Below are 21,467 nucleotides of genomic sequence, written 5' to 3' on the forward strand. Positions count from 1 at the left end.
ACCGATCTGCCGGTCCTGAAACCCTATGTCCTATCGGGCGGAACTTATGACGAGATGTTTCTGGTCCGCTGGCTGGCTGGCATGCCACCGCAGTTCATCTTGTTATTGTTGCTGGCCTGGCCGACCATGGCGTTTGCTCAGACAGCCAGTTACGGCATGGGTGATGCTTTTGCGGCTCTTTGGCGCTGGATTCCGTTTCTGACCTTTCAGGGCTTTGTTTTCAATGTCGTGATTTCGGTCTTTTCAATGCTGATCGGCACCGTCGCCGGCGCGGCTCTGGGGCTTGGTCAGATATCTCGGAACAATTGGCTTCGACGGCTGAGCTGGGGTGTCACCCAGCTGTTCCGCAATGCGCCCTGGCTGGTGATCCTGTTTATCGTGTTGCTCGCCTTTCCGTTTGAATTTGAGATCTTCGGCGTGGTGATCCCCGTTCCGGCCTGGATGAAGGCCGTCATCGGATTGTCCCTTCCGATCATGGCGAATATTTCCGAGATTGTGCGCGGTGCGGTGATGTCGGTGCCGTCTGCCCAATGGGAGGCGGCGGAATCGCTGTCCTTTACCCGAACCCAAACCCTCTGGCAGATCATCCTGCCGCAATGCTTCAAGCGGATGATCCCGCCCTGGATGAACTGGTACGCCATCCTGACAATGGCGACCCCGTTGTGTTCGATGCTGGGAGTCGGTGAAATCATCACCTTTTCGCGCCAGGCAATGGAGGCGGAAAACAATCGGCCCGAGCTTCTGGTGCCATTCTTCGGGTATGCGCTGGTTCTGTTCTTTGCCTATTGCTACCCGATCGCCCGCATCACGATCGCGCTGGAAAAGCGCTATGCCGTCAAACTCTGAAAGGTCCGGACAATGAATACATGGACATCTGATCAGCCGATTGTCTCCATCCGGGACGTCCGCAAATCCTTTGGACCCATCGAAGTCCTCAAAGGCGTCAGCATGGACATCATGAAGGGCGAAGTGATCTGTATCATCGGGCCTTCCGGGTCCGGCAAGTCGACGTTGATCCGCTGCATCAATGCGCTCAACGACATTCAGGGCGGTTCGATTACCGTTGAAGGTCAGGAAGTGCATGACCCAGAGCTCGACCGGCTGCAGCTGCGCAAGAAAGTCGGTATGGTGTTTCAACAGTACAATCTGTTCCCCCACAAAACCGCCTTGGAAAACGTGATGATGGCACCGGTAAAAGTGCTGAAGGAAAACAAGGTTGAAGTCGAGGAACGCGCACGTGCATTGCTGAAAAAGGTTCGGCTGGAGGGCAAGGAGCACAGTTATCCAGGCGAGCTGTCGGGCGGCCAGCAGCAGCGGGTTGCCATCGCGCGCAGCCTGGCGATGCGTCCGGACGTCATGCTGTTTGACGAGGTAACTGCTGCGCTGGACCCGGAAACCGTGAAAGAGGTTTTGGTTACCATCAAGGATCTGGCAGCGGATGGAATGACCTGCATCCTGGTGACGCATGAAATGGGGTTTGCCCGTGAAGTGGCGGACCACATCTATTTCACCGACAAAGGGGTGATCGTCGAACACGGTGCGCCTAACACATTCTTCGACAACGCCCAGGATCCGCGCACGAAAGAGTTTCTGAGCCAGATCCTATGACTGCTGCAGGGCCCCTGAAGACCGGACTGTCCTTCTCTGTTCTGAGATCTTTTGAGGAGTATGTTTCAGAAGCCGTTGCCCGTGCCCCTGAAAGGATGATCATTCGGGGGGTAGACAGATGAGCCGCAACAAGCCCTCGGACCAGCTTCCGGATTTTTCGCTCCTGCGGAACTTCTGTGTCATTGCCGGTTCGGCCAGTCTCACCGAAGCGGCCGCAAAATGCGACTTGTCTCAACCCGCGCTTTCCCAGCAATTGCAGCGGCTGGAAGCTGTACTGGGTGTTTCGCTGATGGAGCGGAACACCCGGCCGATCCGTCTGACCCGGGCCGGCAAGCGCCTTGCGGAGGGATTGCCCAGGCAACTGCAGGAGCTGGTCAGGCTGGTTGAGCACGTCCGCTCGACACCGGATGTCAGCCGCAAGAAGCTACGGATCGCGATGCCTGACAGCATGTCCTGCACCATGGGCGCGGAATTCCTGTCTGTCGCCAGTTCGCTTGCGCAATCGGTCGAGCTCAGCGCGGGCATTTCGCCTTGGGCCGACGATGCCCTGCTGGGGCGAAGTTTCGACCTGATGGTAGACAGCCCGCCCTATGACTCGCTGGGCTATGTGAATCCTGTCAGGATCTTCAACGACCCTTACGTTCTGGTGTACCCGGCTTCCTTGCCGCCAAAGCGGCCCGAGGATTTTGTGGTGACCGATCCGCAGATCGCCTATGCGCAGACCACGAAATTCGGTGTGCGTGCGGCCCGTATTGCCCGGAGCCTCGGTGCCGACGCCGAGCCCGCTTTCAGTTTTGACTCAAGCCAGAGCCTGCTGCGCTTTGTCCAGGTTGGCTACGGCTGGGCAGTGACATCGGTCCTGTGCCTCTATCAGACCCCGGCGGCATTGCGCGATCTGTTGATTTTCCCGGCCCCGCCCGATGCGTCCCGCAGTCTAATGCTGCTCAGCCGCACCGAGGAGATGCGCGATCTGTCGCAAGACGTCACGCACAGGCTGATCAAGGTGTTCAGGGAGCTGGTGAACGGCCCCTGGCAAAAGATTTCGCCAGAGGCCGCACGCTTCCTGCGGGGGGCGAATCCGGATATCTTTGCAGATCCGGAGACGCCCTCGCCGCCCAGATAGGATCAGGCGGCCACGGTTGTCTTGCTGGCGACGTATTCGATCCAGTTGATCAACTCGCGGGTCCGGTTGGGAAGCTCGAAATCGGCAAGTGAACAGCCCAGCCGTTGCGCGGTTTCAAGATCGGTTTCAACTTTCAGAAGGTCTTCGATGTCGATGCCGGTGTTCGAGAACAGGCTGCCATGCTCGCGGATCGCATTGGCAACGATCGAGGGCGAGATTTCGGGATGATACTGCAGGCCCCAGAAATCCACACCGCTCTGCTGCACGGACATCGCCTGCACGTCGCTATGCGCGTTATAGGCCAGGCGCTGGCCGCCGTCGGGCATGCGGATGACCTCGTCGCGATGGGCGCAGGCGACGCTGAATCCCTGCCGGCGGCCCTGCATCATCGGGTGGCGGGCGCCCTGCTCTGTCAGCTCGACTTTCAGTGCGAGACCGGTTTCCTTGCCCTTCGGGGAGGCGGCGATCTTCCCACCCAGGCAGACCGTGGCGATCTGTAGCCCGTAGCAGACTCCCAGCACGGGGCGGCCGGTCTCCAGCGCGAGGTCGCAGGCGGCCCGAATCGGGGTCGCCAGATCGTCATCGGCGGCCCAGTCGTCGCCCGCGCCCGTCATGACAACGCCATCAACACCATCAAAATCCGCACATGTCAGTTCTTTCAGATAGGGCTCCACCACACGGATCTTGATATCGGGGATGGCTGCGGCGAACACGCGCGAGAAATTTTGCGGCGCTGCACGCCCAAGTTCGCGACGGGCGCTGGCAATGCCAGGCGAACTGGATTCGACAATCAGGATTTCAGGCATTCTACTTCCTTTGCAATTCGTAGGGATATCAGGATATGTGTCCGCTCACTCTGCGGCGATTTTGATGACGGGGCCCATTCTGGCCAGCACCTCGTCGCTCAGGTGGCATTTCACCTGATGGCCGTCGCCCAGCTGGCGCACCGGTGGCACGTCCTTGTCGCACAGGCCGCCGGGCACTTCGGATTTCCAGCGGCAGCGGGTCTGGAACGGGCAGCCCGGCGGCGGGTTCATCGCCGAGGGGATGTCGCCTTCGAGCACGATATGTTCCTTGATCACCGAGGTGTCGGCGATCGGCACCGCGCTCAGCAGCGCCTCGGTATAGGGGTGGTAGGGCGGGCTGAACACCTGGTCGGTGGTGCCCAACTCGACCACATGGCCCAGGTACATCACCATCACCCGGTCGCTGAGATAGCGCACGATCGACAGGTCATGGCTGATGAACAGCAGCGTCGTCTTCTGCTCGCGCTGGATCTCCATCAGCAGGTCGGTCACCGCCGCCTGCACCGACACGTCCAGCGCCGAGACCGGCTCGTCCGCCACCACGATGCGGGCGCCGCCGGCAAAGGCGCGGGCGATGCCGACGCGCTGTTTCTGGCCGCCCGACAGCTGTCGCGGCATCCGCTCGGCAAAGGCGCGCGGCAGTTTCACCAGGTCGAGCAGTTCCAGCATCCGCTGCTGGCGCTCGCCATCGGTCTTGCCGATGCCGAAGATTTCCAGCGCGCGGATGATCTGGCGGCCCACGGTCATCGACGGGTTGAGCGTGTCGAACGGGTTCTGGAACACCATCTGCACATCCGAGACGGTCTTGGTGTCGCGCTCCTCGATCGGGATCTGCTCGATGCTGCGGTTGTCCAGCAGGATATGGCCGTCGGTGGCGGTTTCCAGCCCCATCAGCACCTTGGCGAATGTGGACTTGCCGCAGCCCGACTCGCCGACGATGGCCAGCGTCTCGGATTCGCGCGCCTCGAATGACAGGGTCTCGTTGGCCTTGACCACCTTCTTCTCGCCGCCGCCGAACAGGGCGTTGGCCGAGACCTCGTAGTATTTCTTGAGGTTGTCCATCTTCAGGACCACCTCGCCGATCTCGCCCTTTTCCTTTTGCGCCGCGAGCATGATCGGCGCGTTCCAGTCGATCTCGCGGAACTTCAGGCAGCGGGTGTGGTGGCGGTCATTGCCCGGCACCGCCTCCATCAGGATGTCCTGCGCATCGCAGCGCCCGGCCTCGAAATAGTCGCAGCGCGGCCCGAAGTTGCAGCCGGGCGGGCGCTCGTGCGGCAGGGGAAAGTTGCCGGGAATGGCCACCAGCGGGCGGCTGTTCTTGTCGGCGCCCGGCAGCGGGATCGAGCGGAACAGCGCCTGGGTATAGGGGTGCTGCATCTCGTCGAACACATCCTTGATCGAGCCGCGCTCGACCGCCTCGCCGGAATACATCACGCAAAGCCGGTCGCAGGTCTCCAGCACCAGGCCCAGGTTGTGGCTGATGAACAGCATCGAGGTGCCGTATTTCTTGCCCAGGTCCTTGACCAGCTCGACCACGGCGGCCTCGACCGTCACATCGAGCGCGGTGGTGGGCTCGTCCAGGATCAGCAGCGCCGGTTTCGACATCAGCGCCATGGCGATGACGATGCGCTGCTGCTGGCCGCCCGACAGCTGGTGGGGATAGCTGTTGAGCATCCGCTCGGGGTCGGGCAGGCGCACGTCGCTCACCACTTCCAGCGCGCGTTTGCGCGCCTCGTCGGCAGACACGCCTTCGTGGATCATCGGCACTTCCATCAGCTGCCTGCCGATCTTCATCGCCGGGTTGAGGCTGGCCATCGGCTCCTGATAGATCATCGCGATCTCGTTGCCGCGAATGTCGCGCAGCTCCTCGGCGCTCATCTGCGCCAGGTCGCGACCCTTGAACTTGATGGTGCCGCCCACGATGCGGCCGTTCTTGCCCAGGTCCTGCATCACCCCCAGCGCCACGGTGGACTTGCCGCAGCCGGATTCCCCGACCAGCCCCACCGCCTCGCCGGGCTGAACGGTGACCGAGAAATCCATCACCGCGGGGATCTCCCGCAGCCGGGTGAAAAAGGAAATCGACAGCTTGTCGATCTCCAGGATCGGCCCGTCATATTCCGCCAGTTTGGTCATATCCCGCTCCTTCAGTCTTTCAGGGATTCTTCACGCAGGGTGTCCCCCAGCAGGTTCAGGCCCAGAACGAGGCTCATGAGCGCCAGTGCAGGGGCCAGGGCGGGATGGGCATAAAGCGCCAGGAACTTGCGGCCTTCGTTGATGGTGGTGCCCCAATCCGGGCTTTCCGGGGTCAGGCCGAGACCGAAGAAACCCAAGGCGCCCAAAAGGATCGCGGTATAGCCGATGCGCAGGCAGAAATCGACGATCAGCGGTCCGCGCGCATTGGGCAGGATCTCCCACAGCATGATGTACCAGGAACGCTCGCCGCGGGTCTGGGCAGCCGCAACAAAATCACGCGTCTTGATGTCCAGAACCTGACCGCGCACGATGCGGAACTTGGCAGGCGCGCCAACCATCGCGATGATGGCGAAGATATTCTTCAGGCCAGGTTCAATCAGAAATATTCCGGTCGGGTCATAGTCGAAGGCCGTCCCGAGATAGGCCCAGACACCAACGCCCAGCGTGATGGCAATCAGCACATTGCGCAGCATCGGGCGGACATAGAAGCGCGATTGCCAGAACAGGCAGAAGAAGATCATCGGGAAGACAAAGATGATCGCCGCCAGAACATTGGGGACAGAAGCCTGCCAGACATGACCTGCGCCAAAGCTGATCGTGGGACCCCCGGCCCGGATTTCCGGGGTCACCAGCAAGTAGAACAGCAGGATGACCGGGAAGGCGATGATCAGGTTGGCGGTAAAGGTCAGGGCGGTGTCCATACGGCCGCCGTAGTATCCTGCGGGCAGTCCCAGAGTGATCCCCACCAGGAACGCAAAAACCGTCGCGACAGGAGAAACGGTCAGAACAATCCGGCTGCCGGACACCAGCCGCGAGAACACGTCGCGCGCCAGGTTGTCGCCGCCCAGAAGATACCAGGGAAAGGTATCTTCCTCCGCACCGGGGATGGCGCTGCCAGGGAAGGCGTTCTTCATGCCGGAGAACTGGCCATAGGGATCATGTGTGATGATCTGATTGGCAAATATCGCGGTCAAAACCCAGAACAGCACCAGGGAAAACCCTGCAATCCCGACCGGGCTGTCGAAGATCTGGCCGTAGAGGCCGGTTTTGCGGCGGGTTGTGATGGAGCCGGCCAGGATGACCGCCATACAAGCCCAGACGGGCAGAAAACGCAGCAGTAATTGCTGGATCAGTTCAAAGGTCGTGAGATCAGTCATGGTCCCGGATCCTTAGTTGACGCGGATGCGCGGGTTGAGGAAGACATAGCCGATGTCGGAGATGAGCTGGGTCAGCAACACGACGATCACGGCAACAACCGAGATTCCCATGAGCAGCTCTATGTCATTGTTGCCCGCGGCCTGAACCAGGGCCCAGCCGAAGCCCTTGTAGTTGAAGATCGTCTCGACAATCACAACACCGGTCAGCAGCCAGGGAATTTGCAGCATGATCACGGTGAACGGGGTGATCATCGCGTTCCGCAGCGCGTGTTTCAGAACGATGGCACGGAAGCTCGCGCCCTTGAGCCGGGCGGTGCGGATGTACTGCGCCGTCATCACCTCGGTCATCGAGGCGCGGGTCATCCGGGCGATGTAACCCATGCCGTAGAACGTCAGCGCCAGAACAGGCAGGGTGAAGTTGGCAAAGGTAATCCCCTTCATTGCCGTGGCGGCAGAGGCTTTGAACAGTGTGGGGCCCTCAATCATCCCCCATTCCACCAGCACCGGCGAGATCCCTGCATTCTTGGAAGCGAAGAAGGAGATCAGGAGAACGGCCGAGACGTATTCGGGGGTCGATGTCGTGATAATCGCGAAAGTGGACAACAGCCTGTCAGCAAGTGACCCTTCCCGCATCCCAGCCAGAACGCCGATAAGCAGAGACAAGGGCACCATGACGCAGAGCACCGCAAGCATCAGATATCCCGTGGTTCCCAGCCGTTTGGCGATAACGGTGCTCACTTCTTCCTTGAAGACCGTCGAAAAGCCGAACTCTCCCTGCAGCACACCGCAATAGTGCGGCGCGACCTCTGCCGTGCGCTCTGGCCGGGCGCAGCGTGTATACAACTCCCCGTCGCCGCCATTCACGCGGGACGAGGGCACCACCCCCAGCCATTCGCCGTATTTTGTAAAGATATCCTGCGTGTAGCCGCGCTCGGTCAGCCAGGACAGCACCTCCGCATCGCTCATTCTGGCGTTCGCCTCGGTCTTGGCGAGTTTTTCCAGGTTTGGCATCAGGTTGGTCAGGAAGAAGACCACAAAGGTCAGGCAGGCCGCAGTCAGAAGCATGACTGCGAGCCTTCGAAGGATGAAGTGTCGCATCGCAACTCCGAAAATGAGTGCAGGCCGCGGGGGAGACGGAGCCACGGCCTGCATAGCCTAAACGCTAGGGTTTAGGCCCAGCCCCACTTGTAAAGCTGGGGCAGGAACGAGATGTGCGGTTCGGCATTCAGGACGCCTTCGCGCGACTGCCGGAACAGCGAGCGCCAGTAGGGCTGAATGATCACGGCTTCGTCGATCATGATCTGTTCCATCTTTGCGGTGATCTCGCTGCGTTTTGCCGGATCGGCAACGGCAACCGCCTGATCGAGGAGCGCATCGAACTCGGCATTGGCGAAACCGGCTTCATTCCATTTCTGGCCGCTTCGGTAACAGATGCCGTAAAGCTGCACCCCCAACGGGCGGTGGTTCCAGTCGGTGATGCTGAACGGATACTTCGTCCAGTCGTTCCAGAAGGTGGAGCCGGGCATGATCGTCCGCTTCACCTTGATCCCGGCGTCGCGCAGTTGAATGGCAACGACATCAGCCGTGTCCTTGCGGAAGCCGCCGTCGATCGAGATCAGTTCGTGTTCGAAATCGGCCATGCCGGCCTCTTCGATCAGCGCCCTGGCTCCGGCGGGATCGTGCACCGGGTCGCCGATATCCGCGTATTCCGGATGCACCGGGGCAACATGATGGTTTTGCGCAACCTTGCCGTTGTTGTTGAAGGCCAGCTCCAGAACGACGTTGTTGTCGACGGCCATCTGCAGCGCCTTGCGGACACGGACGTCAGCATAAGGCTTCTGCCCGTTCACCTCGGCCTGCTGGTTGGCGCGGATCACCACAGTCGAACCGGTGGCGATTTCCGATGTGTGCCAGCCCAGGGCTTCGATCAGTTCCAGATACTCACCCGACGTGTTGTAGGTCACGTCAATCTCATCTGCCTCAACAGCGGACAGAACCGCGGAAGCATCCGTGCCGTAGTCGAGGAACTCGATCCGGTCGAGCCAGGCACCGGTACCTTCGCCCCACCAGGCATGTTCGGTGTTGCGTTCCACCGCTGCACGGACGCCCACCTCAAATTCCACCGGCTTGTAAGGGCCGGTCCCGACCGGGTTGGTCAGCATGGTTTCCGGCGTGTAGCTCTCATGCACGACCAGAGCAGGATAATCCGCCAGACCGGGAATGATGGTGATGTCCGATGAGCGGCATGTAAGCTTGACGGTTTCGTCGTCCACGACGGTGATTGCTCCGGCGGCCGCCTTCTTGGTTTCCGGATCGACCAGCGAGTTCATCCGCGACGCCATCGAGTTGCCCTCGACCTCGGCATCACACCAGCGCTCGATGTTGCGGGCGACGTCTTGTGCCGTGAACGCGTCGCCATTGTTCCAGGTCACGCCCTTGCGAACTTTCAGCGTGTATTCGGTGGCGTCAGCATTGACCTCCCAGCTGTCCAGCAACCGCGGCTTGAATGTCCCGTCGTTGTTGTATTCAACCAGATATTCCAGCCAGTTGGAGGCCACCATAGACATCGCCGCGAAGTCCATTGTGCGGGTGTCCTTCAGCGCATGCACCCCGACCTCAAGCCGCAAGGTTCCGCCGCGTCTGGGGGTCGCCGCCTGTGCCGGTGCCGCCATGCCCAGCATGCCGTAGGCGGTCGCCGCGGTTGCGCCGAACACACTGGCAAGCGCCAGAAACTCCCGCCGATCCATGGCGCTGCCACTGCGGGCGTGATCCGCTGCCGCCAAAACATGCCCCGGCAACGACCCGCCAGCCAGTTCATCAGTTCGCTTGTTGAAACTCATCTCATCCTCCCGTTGAGCAATCGCTGAAGAAAAGGAAAGTGCCCCAGTTGCCAGCCCTCTCAGCCCGGCTTCTCAACACCTGAGCCTCTGACATTTCTTCAGAACTGCCTAACTGTGGCGAGGTTGCGAATTCCAAGCCAGAGGCCAAAAATCTATTCAGAACTCAGATGAAAAGCATTGGCCGCATGAATACTGATGAATCCGTTTGGGCCCCTGTACGGGTCGAGGGGCGTCAAGGATTGAGAGTTTTGGTCAAAGGGTGGTTACCGATAGCCAGACAGCCGGCGCGCCTTTACACCAGCCTGATACGAGGCGATCACGATCACCTGGTCAGTGTTCCGCCTCACCGACATCACAGCCCTGATTCAACAGGTCCACCTTGTCTGGATTTCACGTTTGAGAGGCTGGCCTTGGAAAGCGGCGAGAGCGCGCCGGCACCAACCAGCGTGGCGGTCCATAGGCTCAATAGGCGTGCGCGCGCCCGTCCCAGGTTTCGAAACATCCCGTTGTCTGGGGCGACAGCGCGGCAAAGCGGTCGATCAGACCGGTCGCGGCCTCGGCCACGTCGATATCGCCGCCCTGCCCGCCCATGTCGGTGCGCACCCAGCCCGGATGATAGATCCCGACAGCGATCCCTTCGGGCGCCAGATCGGTGGCCAGGTTGCGGCCCAGGTTCAGCGCCGCCGCCTTGGATGCGCGATAGGCATAGCTGCCCCCCGGCGCACGGGTATGCGAGGCCATCTGCGACGAGATGATCGCGATCTTGCCGCTGGCCGCCCTGAGATTGGGCAGCAGCGCCTGCACGGTCAGGAAAACGCCGGTGACATTGGCGGCAAAGCTGTCGGCCCAGATCTGCGCCGTATAGGTGTCAAGCGTCAGGCCCTTGTCCAGATACACACCTGCATTGCAGATCAACAGATCGACTGGGCGCCCGGCGAGCTGCTCGGCCATGGCGCGATGCTGGGCCGGATCGGTCACATCGAGCGCGACATCGCAGCTGTCATCGCGCGCGGTGGCGGTAACGCCATGGCCCGCCGCGCGATAGCGCGCGGCCAGCTCCCGCCCGATCCCGCGGTTGCCGCCGGTGATCAGCACATGCATGTCAGTTCGCCTTTCGGTTGGGCAGGAAGGGCAGCGGCGCGACGGGGATACCGTCTTCGACGAGGGCCTTGGCCTCTTCCACCCTCGCCTCGCCATAGATCGCTCGCTCGGGCGTCTCACCCAGATGCATCCGGCGCGCCTCGGCCACGAAGTCGCGGCCCACGTAGTCCGAGTTCGCCTCGATCTTGCGCCGGATCTCGGCCAGCGCCTGTTCGGCAGGCGAGGCGGGCGCGGTCAGCGGGCGGTCATCCTTGTTGGACCGTGCCGAGGTGACACGGGGGCTCATGATCGCCTTCTCCACCTGGGTCACGCCACAGACCGAACAGGCGACCATGCCAGCCACCGCCAGCTTTTCATAGGCGGCAGCGGACTGGAACCAGCTGTCAAAGCTGTGTCCGGCGCTACATTTCAGGGAATACTGAATCATCTGGCCATTCCGTTGCGGTCCGCCCAGTAGATATCCACATATGCCGCAAGATCAAGTAGAGCGCGCCATCCCGGGCGGTTCGCACATGCCACGCAAAGCAACCGGATCAAGGCCGATCAGCAGCTGTTGCAGGCCCGGTTCGTCGACCAGCGCGGCGGCCTCAGCAGGCGTTACCCATTGGCGTCGCCGCTGGCCTGCCTCGGGATAGTCCTCGGCCAACGCCGTGACGCAAAGCGCAAACACCTCGACCTTGCAGGGGACTTCCCGCCGTTTGTCGAGCAGCTTGACGTAGCAATAGGTGCCCAGACTGTCGGGCGCGACCTGGCCTGTGGCCCCGGCCTCTTCCCAGGCCTCGCGCGCGGCGGTGGCGGCACCATCCAGCGCCGGAATTGGCCAGCCCTTTGGCAGAATCCATCGCCCGGTTCCGCGCGAGGTGATCAGCAGCACCTGTGGCAGATCCCCGTCAAAGCGACAGCAGAGCGCGCCATATTGCAGCCGGGGCAGTGCCTCGGCCGTTTGCAATATCGCTTTCCTGTCCAGTTTCGCGTTCATGGTCCCCTGCCGGTCTCGCGCCCGCCACCTGACGCCAGTTGACGGCAGGATTGTAAAACTGCGGTTACACCCGGGCGCTCAACGCCATCTTTTCCGTCAGGCGCGCAACCAGATCGGCATGGGGAATGTCGGCATCCACCGCCAGCCGCCTGAGACCGAAATGCACATGCGCGATCTGCTGGTAATAGCGGGTATAGACATAGTTCACCGACGCTCCGGCAACCGCGCCCAGCACCGGCACCGATTGTGCCGCCAGCTTCTGCCCCAGCGCGGTGGCCAGCCGGGGCGCCACGGCGGAGATCATCTTGTACAGCGCGCCGCCAGTCAGCGTGAGACGCAGCGAGACAAAGCCCAGATCGGCGCCGTCATCCGTGGCCAGCGGCCCGGCCGCGGCAAAGACCCGGATACAATCGAACTGGACATTCTCGGCCGCGGGGTCAAAACCATGTTCGGCGGCCACATCCTGGATCGCGCGCAGCAGCACCGTGGTGGTGGCCGGCAGCTCGACCAGCGCGGTGGGCAGGCCGCCCATGCCACCGGCAGCCCCCATCGCGGTGGTCCAGATCATGTTGTTGCGCGCGCTTTGCGCCGGAACCGCCACGCGCGAGCCCTGCGCCGCCCGCATCGCCAGCACCAGCGCCCTCTCGGTCGCATCGCTCAGCCCGGCACGCACCTGGTGCGGCAACCGGTCAAGCAGCCCTTCGGCCTGCCCGCCCAGCGCGTTGAGCAACCGGATCCCGGTGCCGCCCGCCGCGCGGTACCGCGCCGCCAGCGCCTCCAGCTCGGCCTCTGCATCGACCGGGGCAACGATCATGATATCCTGCATGGCGCACGCCTCCTCTGACTTTCAAAGATCGGCATCGCGCGGTGCGATTTCAACGGGTCCAGCGGGTGACCCGGCCCGAAACACCCGTCCAGGCGCCCGGAATCAGTTCCAGCCCCAGCACCCGGTCGGGGTTGGTCGGTGGCGGCATCTCGACCCCTTCCAGCCGGGCAAAGCCGAAGCGGCTGTAGTAGGGCGCATCGCCTACCAGCATCACCCGCGCCCAGCCTCCCTCGCGGCCCGCCTCCAGCCCCTCCTGGATCAGGAACCCACCCAGCCCTTCGCCCTGGTGGGTGGGGTGCACGGCAACGGGCCCCAGAAGCAGCGCGTCGAGATCGCCCACATGCACCGGCCAGAACCGGATCGCACCGGCCAGCGTGCCATCGCTGTCGCGCGCCACCAGCGACAGACCCGCAACCGGCGGCACATCGTCGCGCAGCCGGTACGAGGACAGCGCCGTGCGCCCCGGTGCAAAACACAGGTCGTAAAGCGCCTCGACCTCCCACCAATCGTCCGGTGTTTCCGGCTTGACCTCGATCACCTGTCTGCCTGCCTCTCCCTTCGGGTGGAAATCGCCCTATCACTTCGTTACCCCTAGGGCAAACGCTTGGAGATATCAGACACATGTTCTATCGACCCGAGGACGGGCACGGCCTGCCGCACAACCCGTTCAACGCCATCATCACGCCGCGCCCCATCGGCTGGATATCCACCCGCGCCGCCGATGGCACCAACAACCTCGCCCCCTACAGCTTCTTCAATGGAGCCGCCTATTTCCCGCCGCAGGTGATGTTTTCGACCACGGGCAGCAAGCCCGACCAGGACAACACCAAGGACACGGTCGCCAATATCGAGGCAACAGGTGTCTTCTGCGTCAACATCGTCGAATACGCGATGAGAGACGCGATGAACGCGACCTCTCAGACACTCCCGCGCGAGGTGGACGAATTCGCCCATGCCGGGCTGACACCGGTCGAATGCGAAACGATCGCCTGCGCCCGCATCGCCGGGGCGCCCGCCGCGCTGGAATGCAAGCTGACGCAGATCGTGACGCTGCCCGGCGAGTCCAATCGGGTGGTATTCGGCGAGGTGACCGGCATCCACATGCGCGATGAATGCCTAAAGGATGGGATATTCGACGTCACCACCTATCAGCCGCTGGCCCGGCTTGGCTATCGCGACTACTCGGTGGTGCGCGACCTCTTCACCCTTGCGCGCCCGGACGACTGATGCCCCTGCCCGACGCCAGCCGCCGCTACCCGATCACGTTACCCGACGGGACGGACCATGCCGGCACCGTGTTCCTGAACCGGGTGATAGACCATCCCCGGTTCCGCGCCGGGGATTACAGCTATGCCTCGGATTTCGACCCGCCGGCGGATTGGGCGGCGCGGCTGGCCCCCTATCTGTTTGCAACCTCTGCCGAGATGCTGACACTTGGCCGCTTCTGCCAGATCGCCCACGGGGTGCGCTTCATCACCGCCTCGGCCAATCACGCGATGGACGGGATCAGCTGCTTTCCCTTCCCGGTGTTCGACCCGGTGCAAATGGCCTCCTATCAGCCGGACCGCCGCGATACGGTGATCGGCCACGATGTCTGGATCGGCTATGGCGCGATGATCCTGCCCGGCGCCCGGATCGGCAACGGCGCCATCATCGGCGCGGGCGCTGTGGTGCGCGGCACGGTGCCCGCTTACGCGGTGGTCACCGGAAACCCGGGCCAAGTTATCCGCTTCCGCTTCGACCCCGACACCGTTGCCACGCTGCAAACTCTCGCCTGGTGGGACTGGCCAACGGACCGCATCGCCCGTGCCGAACCGGCACTGCTCTCGGGCGATATCGACCATCTTGCCCGCCTCAGCCCCTGACCTCGGCCTCTGGGGCTTCTTTCTGGTTCCAAATACTCCGGAGCGCGAGGCAGCGCCTCGCCCCCGCGCCGCAAGGCGCGGCAAGAAAGAGAGCGCGCGCCCTCAGGCGCGCACCGCTTCGTAACGGTTCAGTGGCCGCCCAGGATGCCGGTCCGCACCGAGTAATCCACCGCCAGCCCGTAATCGGGGTCGTCGTCGCTGTCGACCATAAGATGCCCGGCCTTGTTCAAGAGCTGGTGGCAATCGCGGCTCAGATGCCGCAGCATCACCTGCTTGCCTGCATCTTCGTATTTCAGCGCAACCGCCTCGATCGCCTGCAAAGCCGACTGGTCGACAACCCGGCTCTCCTTGAAATCGACGATCACGGTGTCCGGGTCCTTCTCAACCTCGAACAGCTCCACGAACCCGTCGGTCGAGCCAAAGAACAGCGGCCCCTGAATCTCATAGACCTTGGCGCCCTTGGCGGTATGGGACTCACGCGTGACCGCATGGATGCGCTTGGCGTTGTTCCAGGCATAGGCCAGGGCCGAGACGATGACGCCCACGACCACGGCAACCGCAAGGTCCTCCATCACCGTGACCACGGTGACCAGAACGGTGACGAATGCATCGGTCAGCGGCACCTTGCGCAGGATCATCAGCGAGTTCCAGGCAAAGGTTCCGATCACCACCATGAACATCACACCAACCAGCGCGGCCAGCGGGATCTGCTCGATCAGCGGCGCGCCGACCAGGATGAACACCAGCAGGAACAGCGCCGCCGCGATACCGGCCACCCGGGTCCGGCCGCCGGACTTCACGTTGATCATGGACTGGCCGATCATCGCGCAGCCGCCCATGCCACCAAAAAAGCCGGTCACCACATTGGCCGCGCCCTGGGCGATGCATTCCTGGCTGGCCCCGCCACGCTTGCCGGTAATGTCACCCACCAGGTTCAGGGTCAGCAGCGACTCGATCAACCCGATGGCGGCGAGGATGACGGAATAGGGCAGGATGATCTCCAGCGTCTCCCAGTTGAGCGGCACCATCGGGATATGGAATTGCGGCAACCCGCCCTCGATCGAGGCCATGTCACCCACCCGCGGCACCTCCAGCCCGGCGCCGATCACCAGCGCCGCGACCACGGCGATGCCCGCCAGCGGCGCAGGGATCGCCCGCGTCACCCGCGGCATGATCCAGATCACGACCATGGTCAGCGCCACCAGCGCCAGCATCAGCATCAGCGGACCGCCAGACAGCCATTGACCGCCACCCAGCCCGTGACCGGTGTTTTCCATGCTGCCGGGCACCTTGAACTGGCCCATCTGCGCCAGAAAGATCACGATGGCCAGACCGTTGACAAAGCCCAGCATGACCGGATGCGGCACCAGCCGGATGAACTTGCCCCATTGCATGACCCCGGCGACCAGTTGCAACAGGCCCATCAGCACCACGGTCGCAAACAGGTATTCCACCCCGTGCTGCGCCACCAGCGCCACCATCACCACCGCGAGCGCCCCGGTCGCGCCCGAGATCATGCCCGGCCGCCCACCGATCAGCGCGGTGATCAGCCCGACCAGAAAGGCCGCGTAAAGCCCCACCAGCGGGTGCACCCCGGCGACAAAGGCAAAGGCCACCGCCTCGGGCACCAGCGCCAGCGCCACGGTCAGCCCCGACAACAGCTCGATCCTGAGTCGCGAGGCGGTCAGCGGCTCGTCCGGCATCCAGCGCAGGTCGGGAATGGCGAGACGATTGGCAACACTTGCCAGGAAGGCACGGGGCATGGGTCAGGTCCTGATGGGGAGTTCGCGTTCCGGGCCTTGTAACGAATCGCCACCCCTACGGCCATGGCGCAGCACGGGTAGCGGCTATGCGTCGCATGCATGACTTTCGCTCGCGGCAACGTGACTTGCACCCGGCCCGCCCGCTGCTCACCTGTCTGGCATGCGTTCCCTGATCCCCTTGCTGCTCTCCGCCCTGATCGCCCTGCCCGCCCATGCCCAGGACATGCAGGGCAACGATACCGCCGGCAACTGGCGGGTCACCCATCACCGGCTGATCGGCATCTGGGATTCGATGTGCGACGAGCGGGTCGAGCAGGGGCAATTGGTGCAACGATGCTATCTGCGGCACGTGGACGTGTTCTCGCCACATCCCGAATTTGCCGCGCAATATCTCTTTGTCACCCCCGAGGATACGGGCTTTGCAGTCGAAATCGGCATCGAGCCGGGCACGCTGTTTGCGCCCGGCGGCATCCGGATCGAAAGGGCTGGGGAACGGCTTTGGCACAGCAACTGGCCCGGTTGCCTGACCGGGCTCGGCTGCGCCTTCTCCGAGGGCAGCGCCGAGACCCTGATCGAGGCGATGCGACAGGGCGAAAGCTTTCGCTTCACCTTTCGCGACCGCCATGGAAAGGCGCAGGATCGCACCTGGCCGCTGGGCCAGTTCGAAGCGGCCTGGCAGGATTTTCTCGATCAGTCCCGCCAGCGCGGCCTGACCGGCGCAGACGCCCGTCAGGGCGGATAAGCAGCGCTCTTGAAATGCGCGCCGGAATCCGCACAACTCGGACGCGAAACGCCCGCAACAGGAAAAGGCCAGAGACATGCGCAACACCAAGATCGCCGTGATCGGCGGCTCCGGCATCTATGACATCGACGGGCTGGACGCGGCGGAATGGGTCACCGTTGAAACCCCATGGGGCGCGCCCTCGGACCAGATCCTGACCGGGCGGCTCGGCGGCGTCGACATGGCCTTTCTGCCCCGCCACGGGCGCGGCCACGTGCATTCCCCGACCGAGGTCCCCTATCGCGCCAATATCGACGCGCTGAAACGGCTGGGCGTCACCGACGTGATCTCGGTCTCGGCCTGCGGGTCCTTCCGCGAGGCGATGGCGCCGGGGCATTTCGTAATCGTCGACCAGTTCATCGACCGCACCTTTGCGCGCGAAAAGAGCTTCTTTGGCACCGGCTGCGTCGCCCATGTCAGCGTTGCCCATCCCACCTGCCCGCGCCTGTCGGATGCCTGCGAGACCTCTGCCCGCGCCGCCGGCGTCACCGTGCATCGCGGTGGCACCTATCTGGCGATGGAGGGGCCGCAATTCTCGACGCTCGCGGAATCGAAGATGTACCGCGAGCACTGGGGCTCCGATGTGATCGGCATGACCAACATGCCCGAGGCGAAACTCGCCCGCGAGGCCGAGCTTTGTTATGCCTCCGTCGCGATGGTCACCGATTACGACAGCTGGCACCCCGATCATGGCGAGGTGGACGTGACCCGGATCATCGCCACCCTGATGGGCAATGCCGACAAGGGCCGCGCCATGGTCAAGGGCCTGCCCGCCCTCCTGGGCGCCGAGCGCGCACCCTGCCCGCACGGCTGCGACCGGGCGCTGGAGCATGCCATCCTGACCGCGCCCGAGGCGCGCGACCCGGCGCTGCTTTCCCGGCTTGATGCGGTTGCTGGCCGGGTGTTGTGAGCGAAGCGCCCACAGTTCTGCTTCTCGGGGCGGATGGGTTCATCGGCCGCCATATCGCCTTTTTTCTGCGCGCCGAGGGCTGGGCTGTTCTGGCATCGGCCCGACGTGTGCGGGCGCTGGATCAGATGGGGTTTCAAACCGTTGCCGCCGATCTGGCCCGGCCCGAAACCCATGACCCCGCCTTTTGGGCCCCGCATCTGAAGGGCTGCCAATATGTGGTGAACGCCGCCGGGCTGCTGACCGGCAGCGAACAGGCGTTTCAGGGGGTGCACCTGCTGGCGCCCGAGGCCGTCTATCAGGCGATGCCCGCAGGCTGCCGGGCGCTCCTGATCTCTGCCGTGGGACTTGAGGCCGATACCCCCTTCGCCCGCTATCGGCGGCAGGGAGAGGCCCTGGCCGAGCGGTACCAGGTCACCATCCTGCGGCCCGGTCTGGTGCTGGCCGATAGCGCCTATGGCGGGTCCGCTTTGGCGCGGGGGCTGGCGGCGCTGCCGCTGGTCACGCCGGTGGTGGGCTAAGGCGATCAGGTATTCAACCCGATCCACGCCAGCGATCTGGCACGCGTCATACAGACCTGCCTTGCCGTCAGCCCGGGCCCTAGCGCGCATGAAATCGGCGGGCCGGAGCGGGTGACGCAGGCCCAGATGCTGCAAGCCATGCGCCGCTGGCTGGGGTTGCGCCCGGTGCCTTTGCTGCACATGCCCCGATTTCTGGCGCGCGGATTGGCGCGGATGGGGGATGCGCTCAAGTTCGGACCGATCTCGACCACCGCTCTGGACCAGTTGGCGACAGGTGTCGAGGCGCGGGAGGCGCTGCTGCTGACCCATCTGCCAGAGGGCGCGCAGCCGCGCGGGTTTTCCAGGTTCATGGCCGCACGACCCGCAGGCACCGCCGATCTGTGGCACGCACGCCTTTACCTGATGAAACCGGCCCTGCGGCTTGTTCTGATCTTGCTCTGGCTCGTCTCCGGGTTTCTGGGCCTTTTCCTGCCGTCGCAAAGCTTTCTCCCGATGATCCCCGAAGGGGCGCTGTCGGACCCTGTCCTGATCGCGCTGGCCCGCGTGGGCGGGGTGGCGGATCTGGCCCTGGCCGCGCTGCTGGCGGCAGCATGGCGGTTGAGGTTGCTGGGCTGGCTGCAGCTGGGGCTGGTCACCGCCTATACGGCGACCTTCACGGTGATAGCCCCGGACCTGTGGCTGCTGCCGCTTGGCGGATTGTTGAAGAACCTGCCGATCCTGCTGCTGATCTGGCTGTTCCTGGTGCTGGAGGAAGAGCGCTGATGGACCCCTATCTGCTGGCCCGCTGGCTGCATATCCTGTCCTCGACCGTCCTGTTCGGCACCGGGATCGGCACCGCCTTTCAGATGGTCTGGGCGATGCGCACGGGCAAGGCGGAGACGGTGCATTCCGTCGCGTCCGGAGTGGCCTGGGCCGATTGGCTGTTCACCACGCCCGCCGGCATAGCGCAGCCGCTGACCGGGCTGTGGCTGATCCATCTGGCGGGCTATTCGCTGCTGGAATCCTGGTTGCTGCTGACCTATGGGCTGTACCTTCTGGCCTTTGCCTGCTGGGCCCCCGTGGTGCATCTGCAGATCCGCATCCGCGATCTGGCGGGCGCGGCCCAGGTCACGGGGGCAGCCTTGCCTGCCGAGGCCCATCGCCTTTACCGTATCTGGTTCGCGCTTGGCTGGCCTGCCTTTGTCGCGCTGATTGGAATATTCTGGCTCATGGTCTGGCGACCGGCGCTCTGGTAAACGCCCTTGACCTGACGACAAAGCCGGGGCTTGCTGCGGCGGTTAGGACAGGAGACCCCAATGCCCCTCGATCTCTGGCTTGCCTTTGTTGCCGCCTCGACCGCCCTTCTGCTGATCCCCGGCCCCACAGTGCTGCTCGTCTTGAGCTATGCCCTGTCCAAGGGACGCGGCGTGGCGGTCGCCTCGGCCACGGGGGTGGCTCTGGGAGATCTCATAGCCATGAGCGCCTCTCTCGCCGGGCTTGGCGCATTGGTGCTGGCCTCGGCCACGCTGTTTGCGGTCCTGAAATGGGTCGGTGCCGCCTATCTGCTGTGGCTGGGTTATCGCCTGTTTCGCAGTGCGGGCGGCGCCGGGCTGGCGCAGATGCGTGTCTCTCAGGATGTCAGCGCACGCTCCGTCTTGGCCCATACCGCCGCTGTCACCGCGCTGAACCCGAAATCGATCGCCTTCTTCATTGCATTTGTGCCGCAGTTCCTGCGGCCCGAAGCGCCGCTGCTGCCGCAATTCGCCATCCTGATCGCAACCTTTGTCGGGCTGGCCGCATTGAACGCACTTGCCTATGCGCTGCTGGCCGACCGGCTGCGCCGCTGGGTTGACCGGCCATCGGTGATTGCCGGACTGACGCGAACCGGCGGAGTGACCCTGATGGGCATGGGGCTTGCCACCGCCTTGCTGCGGCGCCCCGCCTAACTGTCCTGATGCGCCTTCATGAACTCGCGGATGAACCGGCGTATCTCGCGCGCGGCGCTGGTATCGAGCGCCTTGCAGGTCTCGACAAAGGCGTCCCGCTCTTTCTTGTCCAGCCGCAAAACAAGCTGCGCATCCTTGGTAGCGGCGTTTTTTCCGTCTTTCTTGCCCACGAATCCATCCGCGCGGTTGAAAATTTCGCATATGCATTGTATATACAAAGCATAGAACATGTCGGTGCATCCGCACCGTAACAACAAGACGGAGGCAATTGCAATGAACCTGCATACTGCACAATCGCTGCTGATCCAGGACCGCCGGGACTGGGTGAAACCGCATCTCTCCTGGTTGCCCGCGACGCTCTACCGCTCTTTCGCCAGCCTCAAGACCCGGCGCTGACCTCATCAGGCCCACCTCAGTTGGCGCGTCTGTTGGCACGGGGCCGTCCTCCCTCTTGCACCAGCGCGTTTCATGCGCCAAACCGCAGGAAACGCAGATCTTGCAGGGGGACCTCATGTCCAGAACGAAATCGGTTCAGGATTACATCCGCACCATCGTCGATTTCCCGCATGAGGGAATCCTGTTTCGGGACGTCACCACGCTGTTTGCCGATCCACGCGGCTTTCGCATCGCGATCGACCAGATGCTGCACCCCTATGCCGGAGAGCGCATCGACAAGGTGGTGGGGCTCGAGGCGCGCGGTTTCATTCTGGGCGGCGCCATCGCCCATCAGCTGAGCGTTGGTTTCGTGCCGATCCGCAAGAAGGGCAAGCTGCCCGGCACCACGATCAGCCAGGATTACAAGCTGGAATATGGCGAGGCGATTGTCGAAATCCATGATGACGCAATTCAGCCTGGAGAGAAGATCCTGCTGGTCGACGACCTATTGGCGACCGGCGGAACTGCGGCGGCCGGTATCAAGCTGGTCGAACGGCTGGGCGGCGAGATCGTCTCTTGTGCCTTCATCATCGACCTGCCCGACCTTGGCGGCCGCAAGGTGCTGGAATCCATGGGCATGGATGTGCACGCGCTTTGTGCCTTTGACGGTCTCTGATCGGCGCGCGACAAAATTCTG

At 63.2% G+C, this 21,467-nt stretch carries 25 protein-coding genes; 13 read left to right on the forward strand and 12 right to left on the reverse strand.

Going from position 1 to position 21,467, the window contains the following annotated elements:
- The first annotated feature begins 54 nt into the window (after positions 1 to 54).
- The 3 genes from SPO_RS15420 to SPO_RS15430 all read left to right on the forward strand — a co-directional run bounded on the left by SPO_RS15420 (position 55) and on the right by SPO_RS15430 (position 2,731).
- Positions 55 to 846 carry an amino acid ABC transporter permease gene (locus SPO_RS15420; RefSeq protein ID WP_144084021.1) on the forward strand — a complete coding sequence of 264 codons (792 nt, stop codon included), beginning with the start codon at positions 55 to 57 and terminating at the stop codon, positions 844 to 846.
- 12 nt (positions 847 to 858) lie between these two features.
- Positions 859 to 1,608, forward strand: coding sequence for an amino acid ABC transporter ATP-binding protein (locus SPO_RS15425; protein ID WP_011048737.1), 750 nt, complete (start codon positions 859 to 861; stop codon positions 1,606 to 1,608).
- A gap of 118 nt (positions 1,609 to 1,726) precedes the next feature.
- A complete protein-coding gene (locus tag SPO_RS15430) occupies positions 1,727 to 2,731 on the forward strand; it encodes a LysR family transcriptional regulator (RefSeq protein WP_011048738.1) in 1,005 nt (334 codons plus the stop codon).
- Between the two features lie 2 nt (positions 2,732 to 2,733).
- Here the strand turns inward: SPO_RS15430 and SPO_RS22305 are convergent, their stop codons facing one another.
- The 10 genes from SPO_RS22305 to SPO_RS15480 form a co-directional block, all read right to left on the reverse strand.
- Positions 2,734 to 3,537 (reverse strand): type 1 glutamine amidotransferase, encoded by an 804-nt coding sequence (locus SPO_RS22305; protein ID WP_011048739.1) that lies wholly within the window; start codon positions 3,535 to 3,537, stop codon positions 2,734 to 2,736.
- Positions 3,538 to 3,582: 45 nt separating this feature from the next.
- Positions 3,583 to 5,670, reverse strand: a complete 2,088-nt coding sequence (locus SPO_RS15440; protein ID WP_011048740.1) for a dipeptide ABC transporter ATP-binding protein — start codon at positions 5,668 to 5,670, stop codon at positions 3,583 to 3,585.
- 11 nt (positions 5,671 to 5,681) lie between these two features.
- Positions 5,682 to 6,887, reverse strand: coding sequence for an ABC transporter permease (locus SPO_RS15445; protein WP_011048741.1), 1,206 nt, complete (start codon positions 6,885 to 6,887; stop codon positions 5,682 to 5,684).
- A gap of 12 nt (positions 6,888 to 6,899) precedes the next feature.
- On the reverse strand, positions 6,900 to 7,985 hold the full coding sequence (locus tag SPO_RS15450; RefSeq protein WP_044028645.1) for an ABC transporter permease: 1,086 nt from the start codon (positions 7,983 to 7,985) through the stop codon (positions 6,900 to 6,902).
- A gap of 71 nt (positions 7,986 to 8,056) precedes the next feature.
- Positions 8,057 to 9,727, reverse strand: a complete 1,671-nt coding sequence (locus tag SPO_RS15455; RefSeq protein WP_011048743.1) for an ABC transporter substrate-binding protein — start codon at positions 9,725 to 9,727, stop codon at positions 8,057 to 8,059.
- Between the two features lie 462 nt (positions 9,728 to 10,189).
- A complete protein-coding gene (locus SPO_RS15460) occupies positions 10,190 to 10,828 on the reverse strand; it encodes an SDR family NAD(P)-dependent oxidoreductase (protein ID WP_011048745.1) in 639 nt (212 codons plus the stop codon).
- Between the two features lies 1 nt (position 10,829).
- Positions 10,830 to 11,255, reverse strand: coding sequence for a DUF1178 family protein (locus SPO_RS15465; protein ID WP_011048746.1), 426 nt, complete (start codon positions 11,253 to 11,255; stop codon positions 10,830 to 10,832).
- Positions 11,256 to 11,306: 51 nt separating this feature from the next.
- Complete coding sequence (locus SPO_RS15470) at positions 11,307 to 11,807, reverse strand: NUDIX hydrolase (RefSeq protein WP_011048747.1); 501 nt, start codon at positions 11,805 to 11,807, stop codon at positions 11,307 to 11,309.
- 64 nt (positions 11,808 to 11,871) lie between these two features.
- On the reverse strand, positions 11,872 to 12,633 hold the full coding sequence (locus SPO_RS15475) for an EcsC family protein (RefSeq protein WP_011048748.1): 762 nt from the start codon (positions 12,631 to 12,633) through the stop codon (positions 11,872 to 11,874).
- A 49-nt stretch (positions 12,634 to 12,682) separates the two neighbouring features.
- Positions 12,683 to 13,171, reverse strand: a complete 489-nt coding sequence (locus tag SPO_RS15480) for a GNAT family N-acetyltransferase (RefSeq protein WP_011048749.1) — start codon at positions 13,169 to 13,171, stop codon at positions 12,683 to 12,685.
- A gap of 83 nt (positions 13,172 to 13,254) precedes the next feature.
- Here SPO_RS15480 and SPO_RS15485 point away from each other — a divergent pair, with 83 nt between their 5' ends.
- Both SPO_RS15485 and SPO_RS15490 read left to right on the forward strand, forming a co-directional pair.
- Complete coding sequence (locus SPO_RS15485) at positions 13,255 to 13,860, forward strand: flavin reductase family protein (protein WP_011048750.1); 606 nt, start codon at positions 13,255 to 13,257, stop codon at positions 13,858 to 13,860.
- Positions 13,860 to 14,498: a CatB-related O-acetyltransferase gene (locus tag SPO_RS15490; protein WP_011048751.1), complete on the forward strand. Its 639-nt coding sequence runs from the start codon at positions 13,860 to 13,862 to the stop codon at positions 14,496 to 14,498. The genes SPO_RS15485 and SPO_RS15490 overlap by 1 nt, the downstream gene beginning before the upstream one ends.
- Before the next feature lie 128 nt (positions 14,499 to 14,626).
- Here SPO_RS15490 and SPO_RS15495 read toward each other — a convergent pair whose 3' ends face one another.
- A complete protein-coding gene (locus SPO_RS15495; RefSeq protein WP_011048752.1) occupies positions 14,627 to 16,261 on the reverse strand; it encodes a SulP family inorganic anion transporter in 1,635 nt (544 codons plus the stop codon).
- Positions 16,262 to 16,421: 160 nt separating this feature from the next.
- Here SPO_RS15495 and SPO_RS15500 point away from each other — a divergent pair, with 160 nt between their 5' ends.
- The 6 genes from SPO_RS15500 to SPO_RS15525 all read left to right on the forward strand — a co-directional run bounded on the left by SPO_RS15500 (position 16,422) and on the right by SPO_RS15525 (position 20,395).
- Positions 16,422 to 17,003, forward strand: coding sequence for a hypothetical protein (locus tag SPO_RS15500; protein WP_011048753.1), 582 nt, complete (start codon positions 16,422 to 16,424; stop codon positions 17,001 to 17,003).
- Positions 17,004 to 17,079: 76 nt separating this feature from the next.
- The gene (locus SPO_RS15505; RefSeq protein ID WP_011048754.1) at positions 17,080 to 17,952 is read left to right on the forward strand and encodes an S-methyl-5'-thioadenosine phosphorylase; all 873 of its coding nucleotides are present in this window, start codon (positions 17,080 to 17,082) and stop codon (positions 17,950 to 17,952) included.
- Positions 17,949 to 18,470: an NAD-dependent epimerase/dehydratase family protein gene (locus SPO_RS15510; RefSeq protein WP_044028647.1), complete on the forward strand. Its 522-nt coding sequence runs from the start codon at positions 17,949 to 17,951 to the stop codon at positions 18,468 to 18,470. The genes SPO_RS15505 and SPO_RS15510 overlap by 4 nt, the downstream gene beginning before the upstream one ends.
- Before the next feature lie 126 nt (positions 18,471 to 18,596).
- Positions 18,597 to 19,232, forward strand: a complete 636-nt coding sequence (locus SPO_RS15515; protein ID WP_044028648.1) for a DoxX-like family protein — start codon at positions 18,597 to 18,599, stop codon at positions 19,230 to 19,232.
- The gene (locus SPO_RS15520; protein ID WP_011048755.1) at positions 19,232 to 19,705 is read left to right on the forward strand and encodes a DUF2269 family protein; all 474 of its coding nucleotides are present in this window, start codon (positions 19,232 to 19,234) and stop codon (positions 19,703 to 19,705) included. Before SPO_RS15515 ends, SPO_RS15520 begins: the two co-directional genes overlap by 1 nt.
- A gap of 60 nt (positions 19,706 to 19,765) precedes the next feature.
- Entirely contained in the window at positions 19,766 to 20,395 is a 630-nt protein-coding gene (locus SPO_RS15525) for a LysE family translocator (RefSeq protein WP_044028649.1), read from the forward strand.
- Here SPO_RS15525 and SPO_RS23220 read toward each other — a convergent pair.
- Positions 20,392 to 20,565, reverse strand: coding sequence for a hypothetical protein (locus SPO_RS23220; RefSeq protein WP_193385766.1), 174 nt, complete (start codon positions 20,563 to 20,565; stop codon positions 20,392 to 20,394). The two genes, SPO_RS15525 and SPO_RS23220, sit on opposite strands and share 4 nt — an antisense overlap.
- Before the next feature lie 103 nt (positions 20,566 to 20,668).
- On the opposite strand from SPO_RS23220, the gene SPO_RS23440 reads away from it, so the two are divergent.
- Complete coding sequence (locus SPO_RS23440; RefSeq protein ID WP_268957410.1) at positions 20,669 to 20,791, forward strand: hypothetical protein; 123 nt, start codon at positions 20,669 to 20,671, stop codon at positions 20,789 to 20,791.
- Positions 20,792 to 20,906: 115 nt separating this feature from the next.
- Positions 20,907 to 21,446, forward strand: a complete 540-nt coding sequence (locus SPO_RS15535) for an adenine phosphoribosyltransferase (protein WP_011048759.1) — start codon at positions 20,907 to 20,909, stop codon at positions 21,444 to 21,446.
- Positions 21,447 to 21,467: the final 21 nt, after the last annotated feature.

This window comes from Ruegeria pomeroyi DSS-3, assembly GCF_000011965.2.
Taxonomy (GTDB): domain Bacteria; phylum Pseudomonadota; class Alphaproteobacteria; order Rhodobacterales; family Rhodobacteraceae; genus Ruegeria_B; species Ruegeria_B pomeroyi.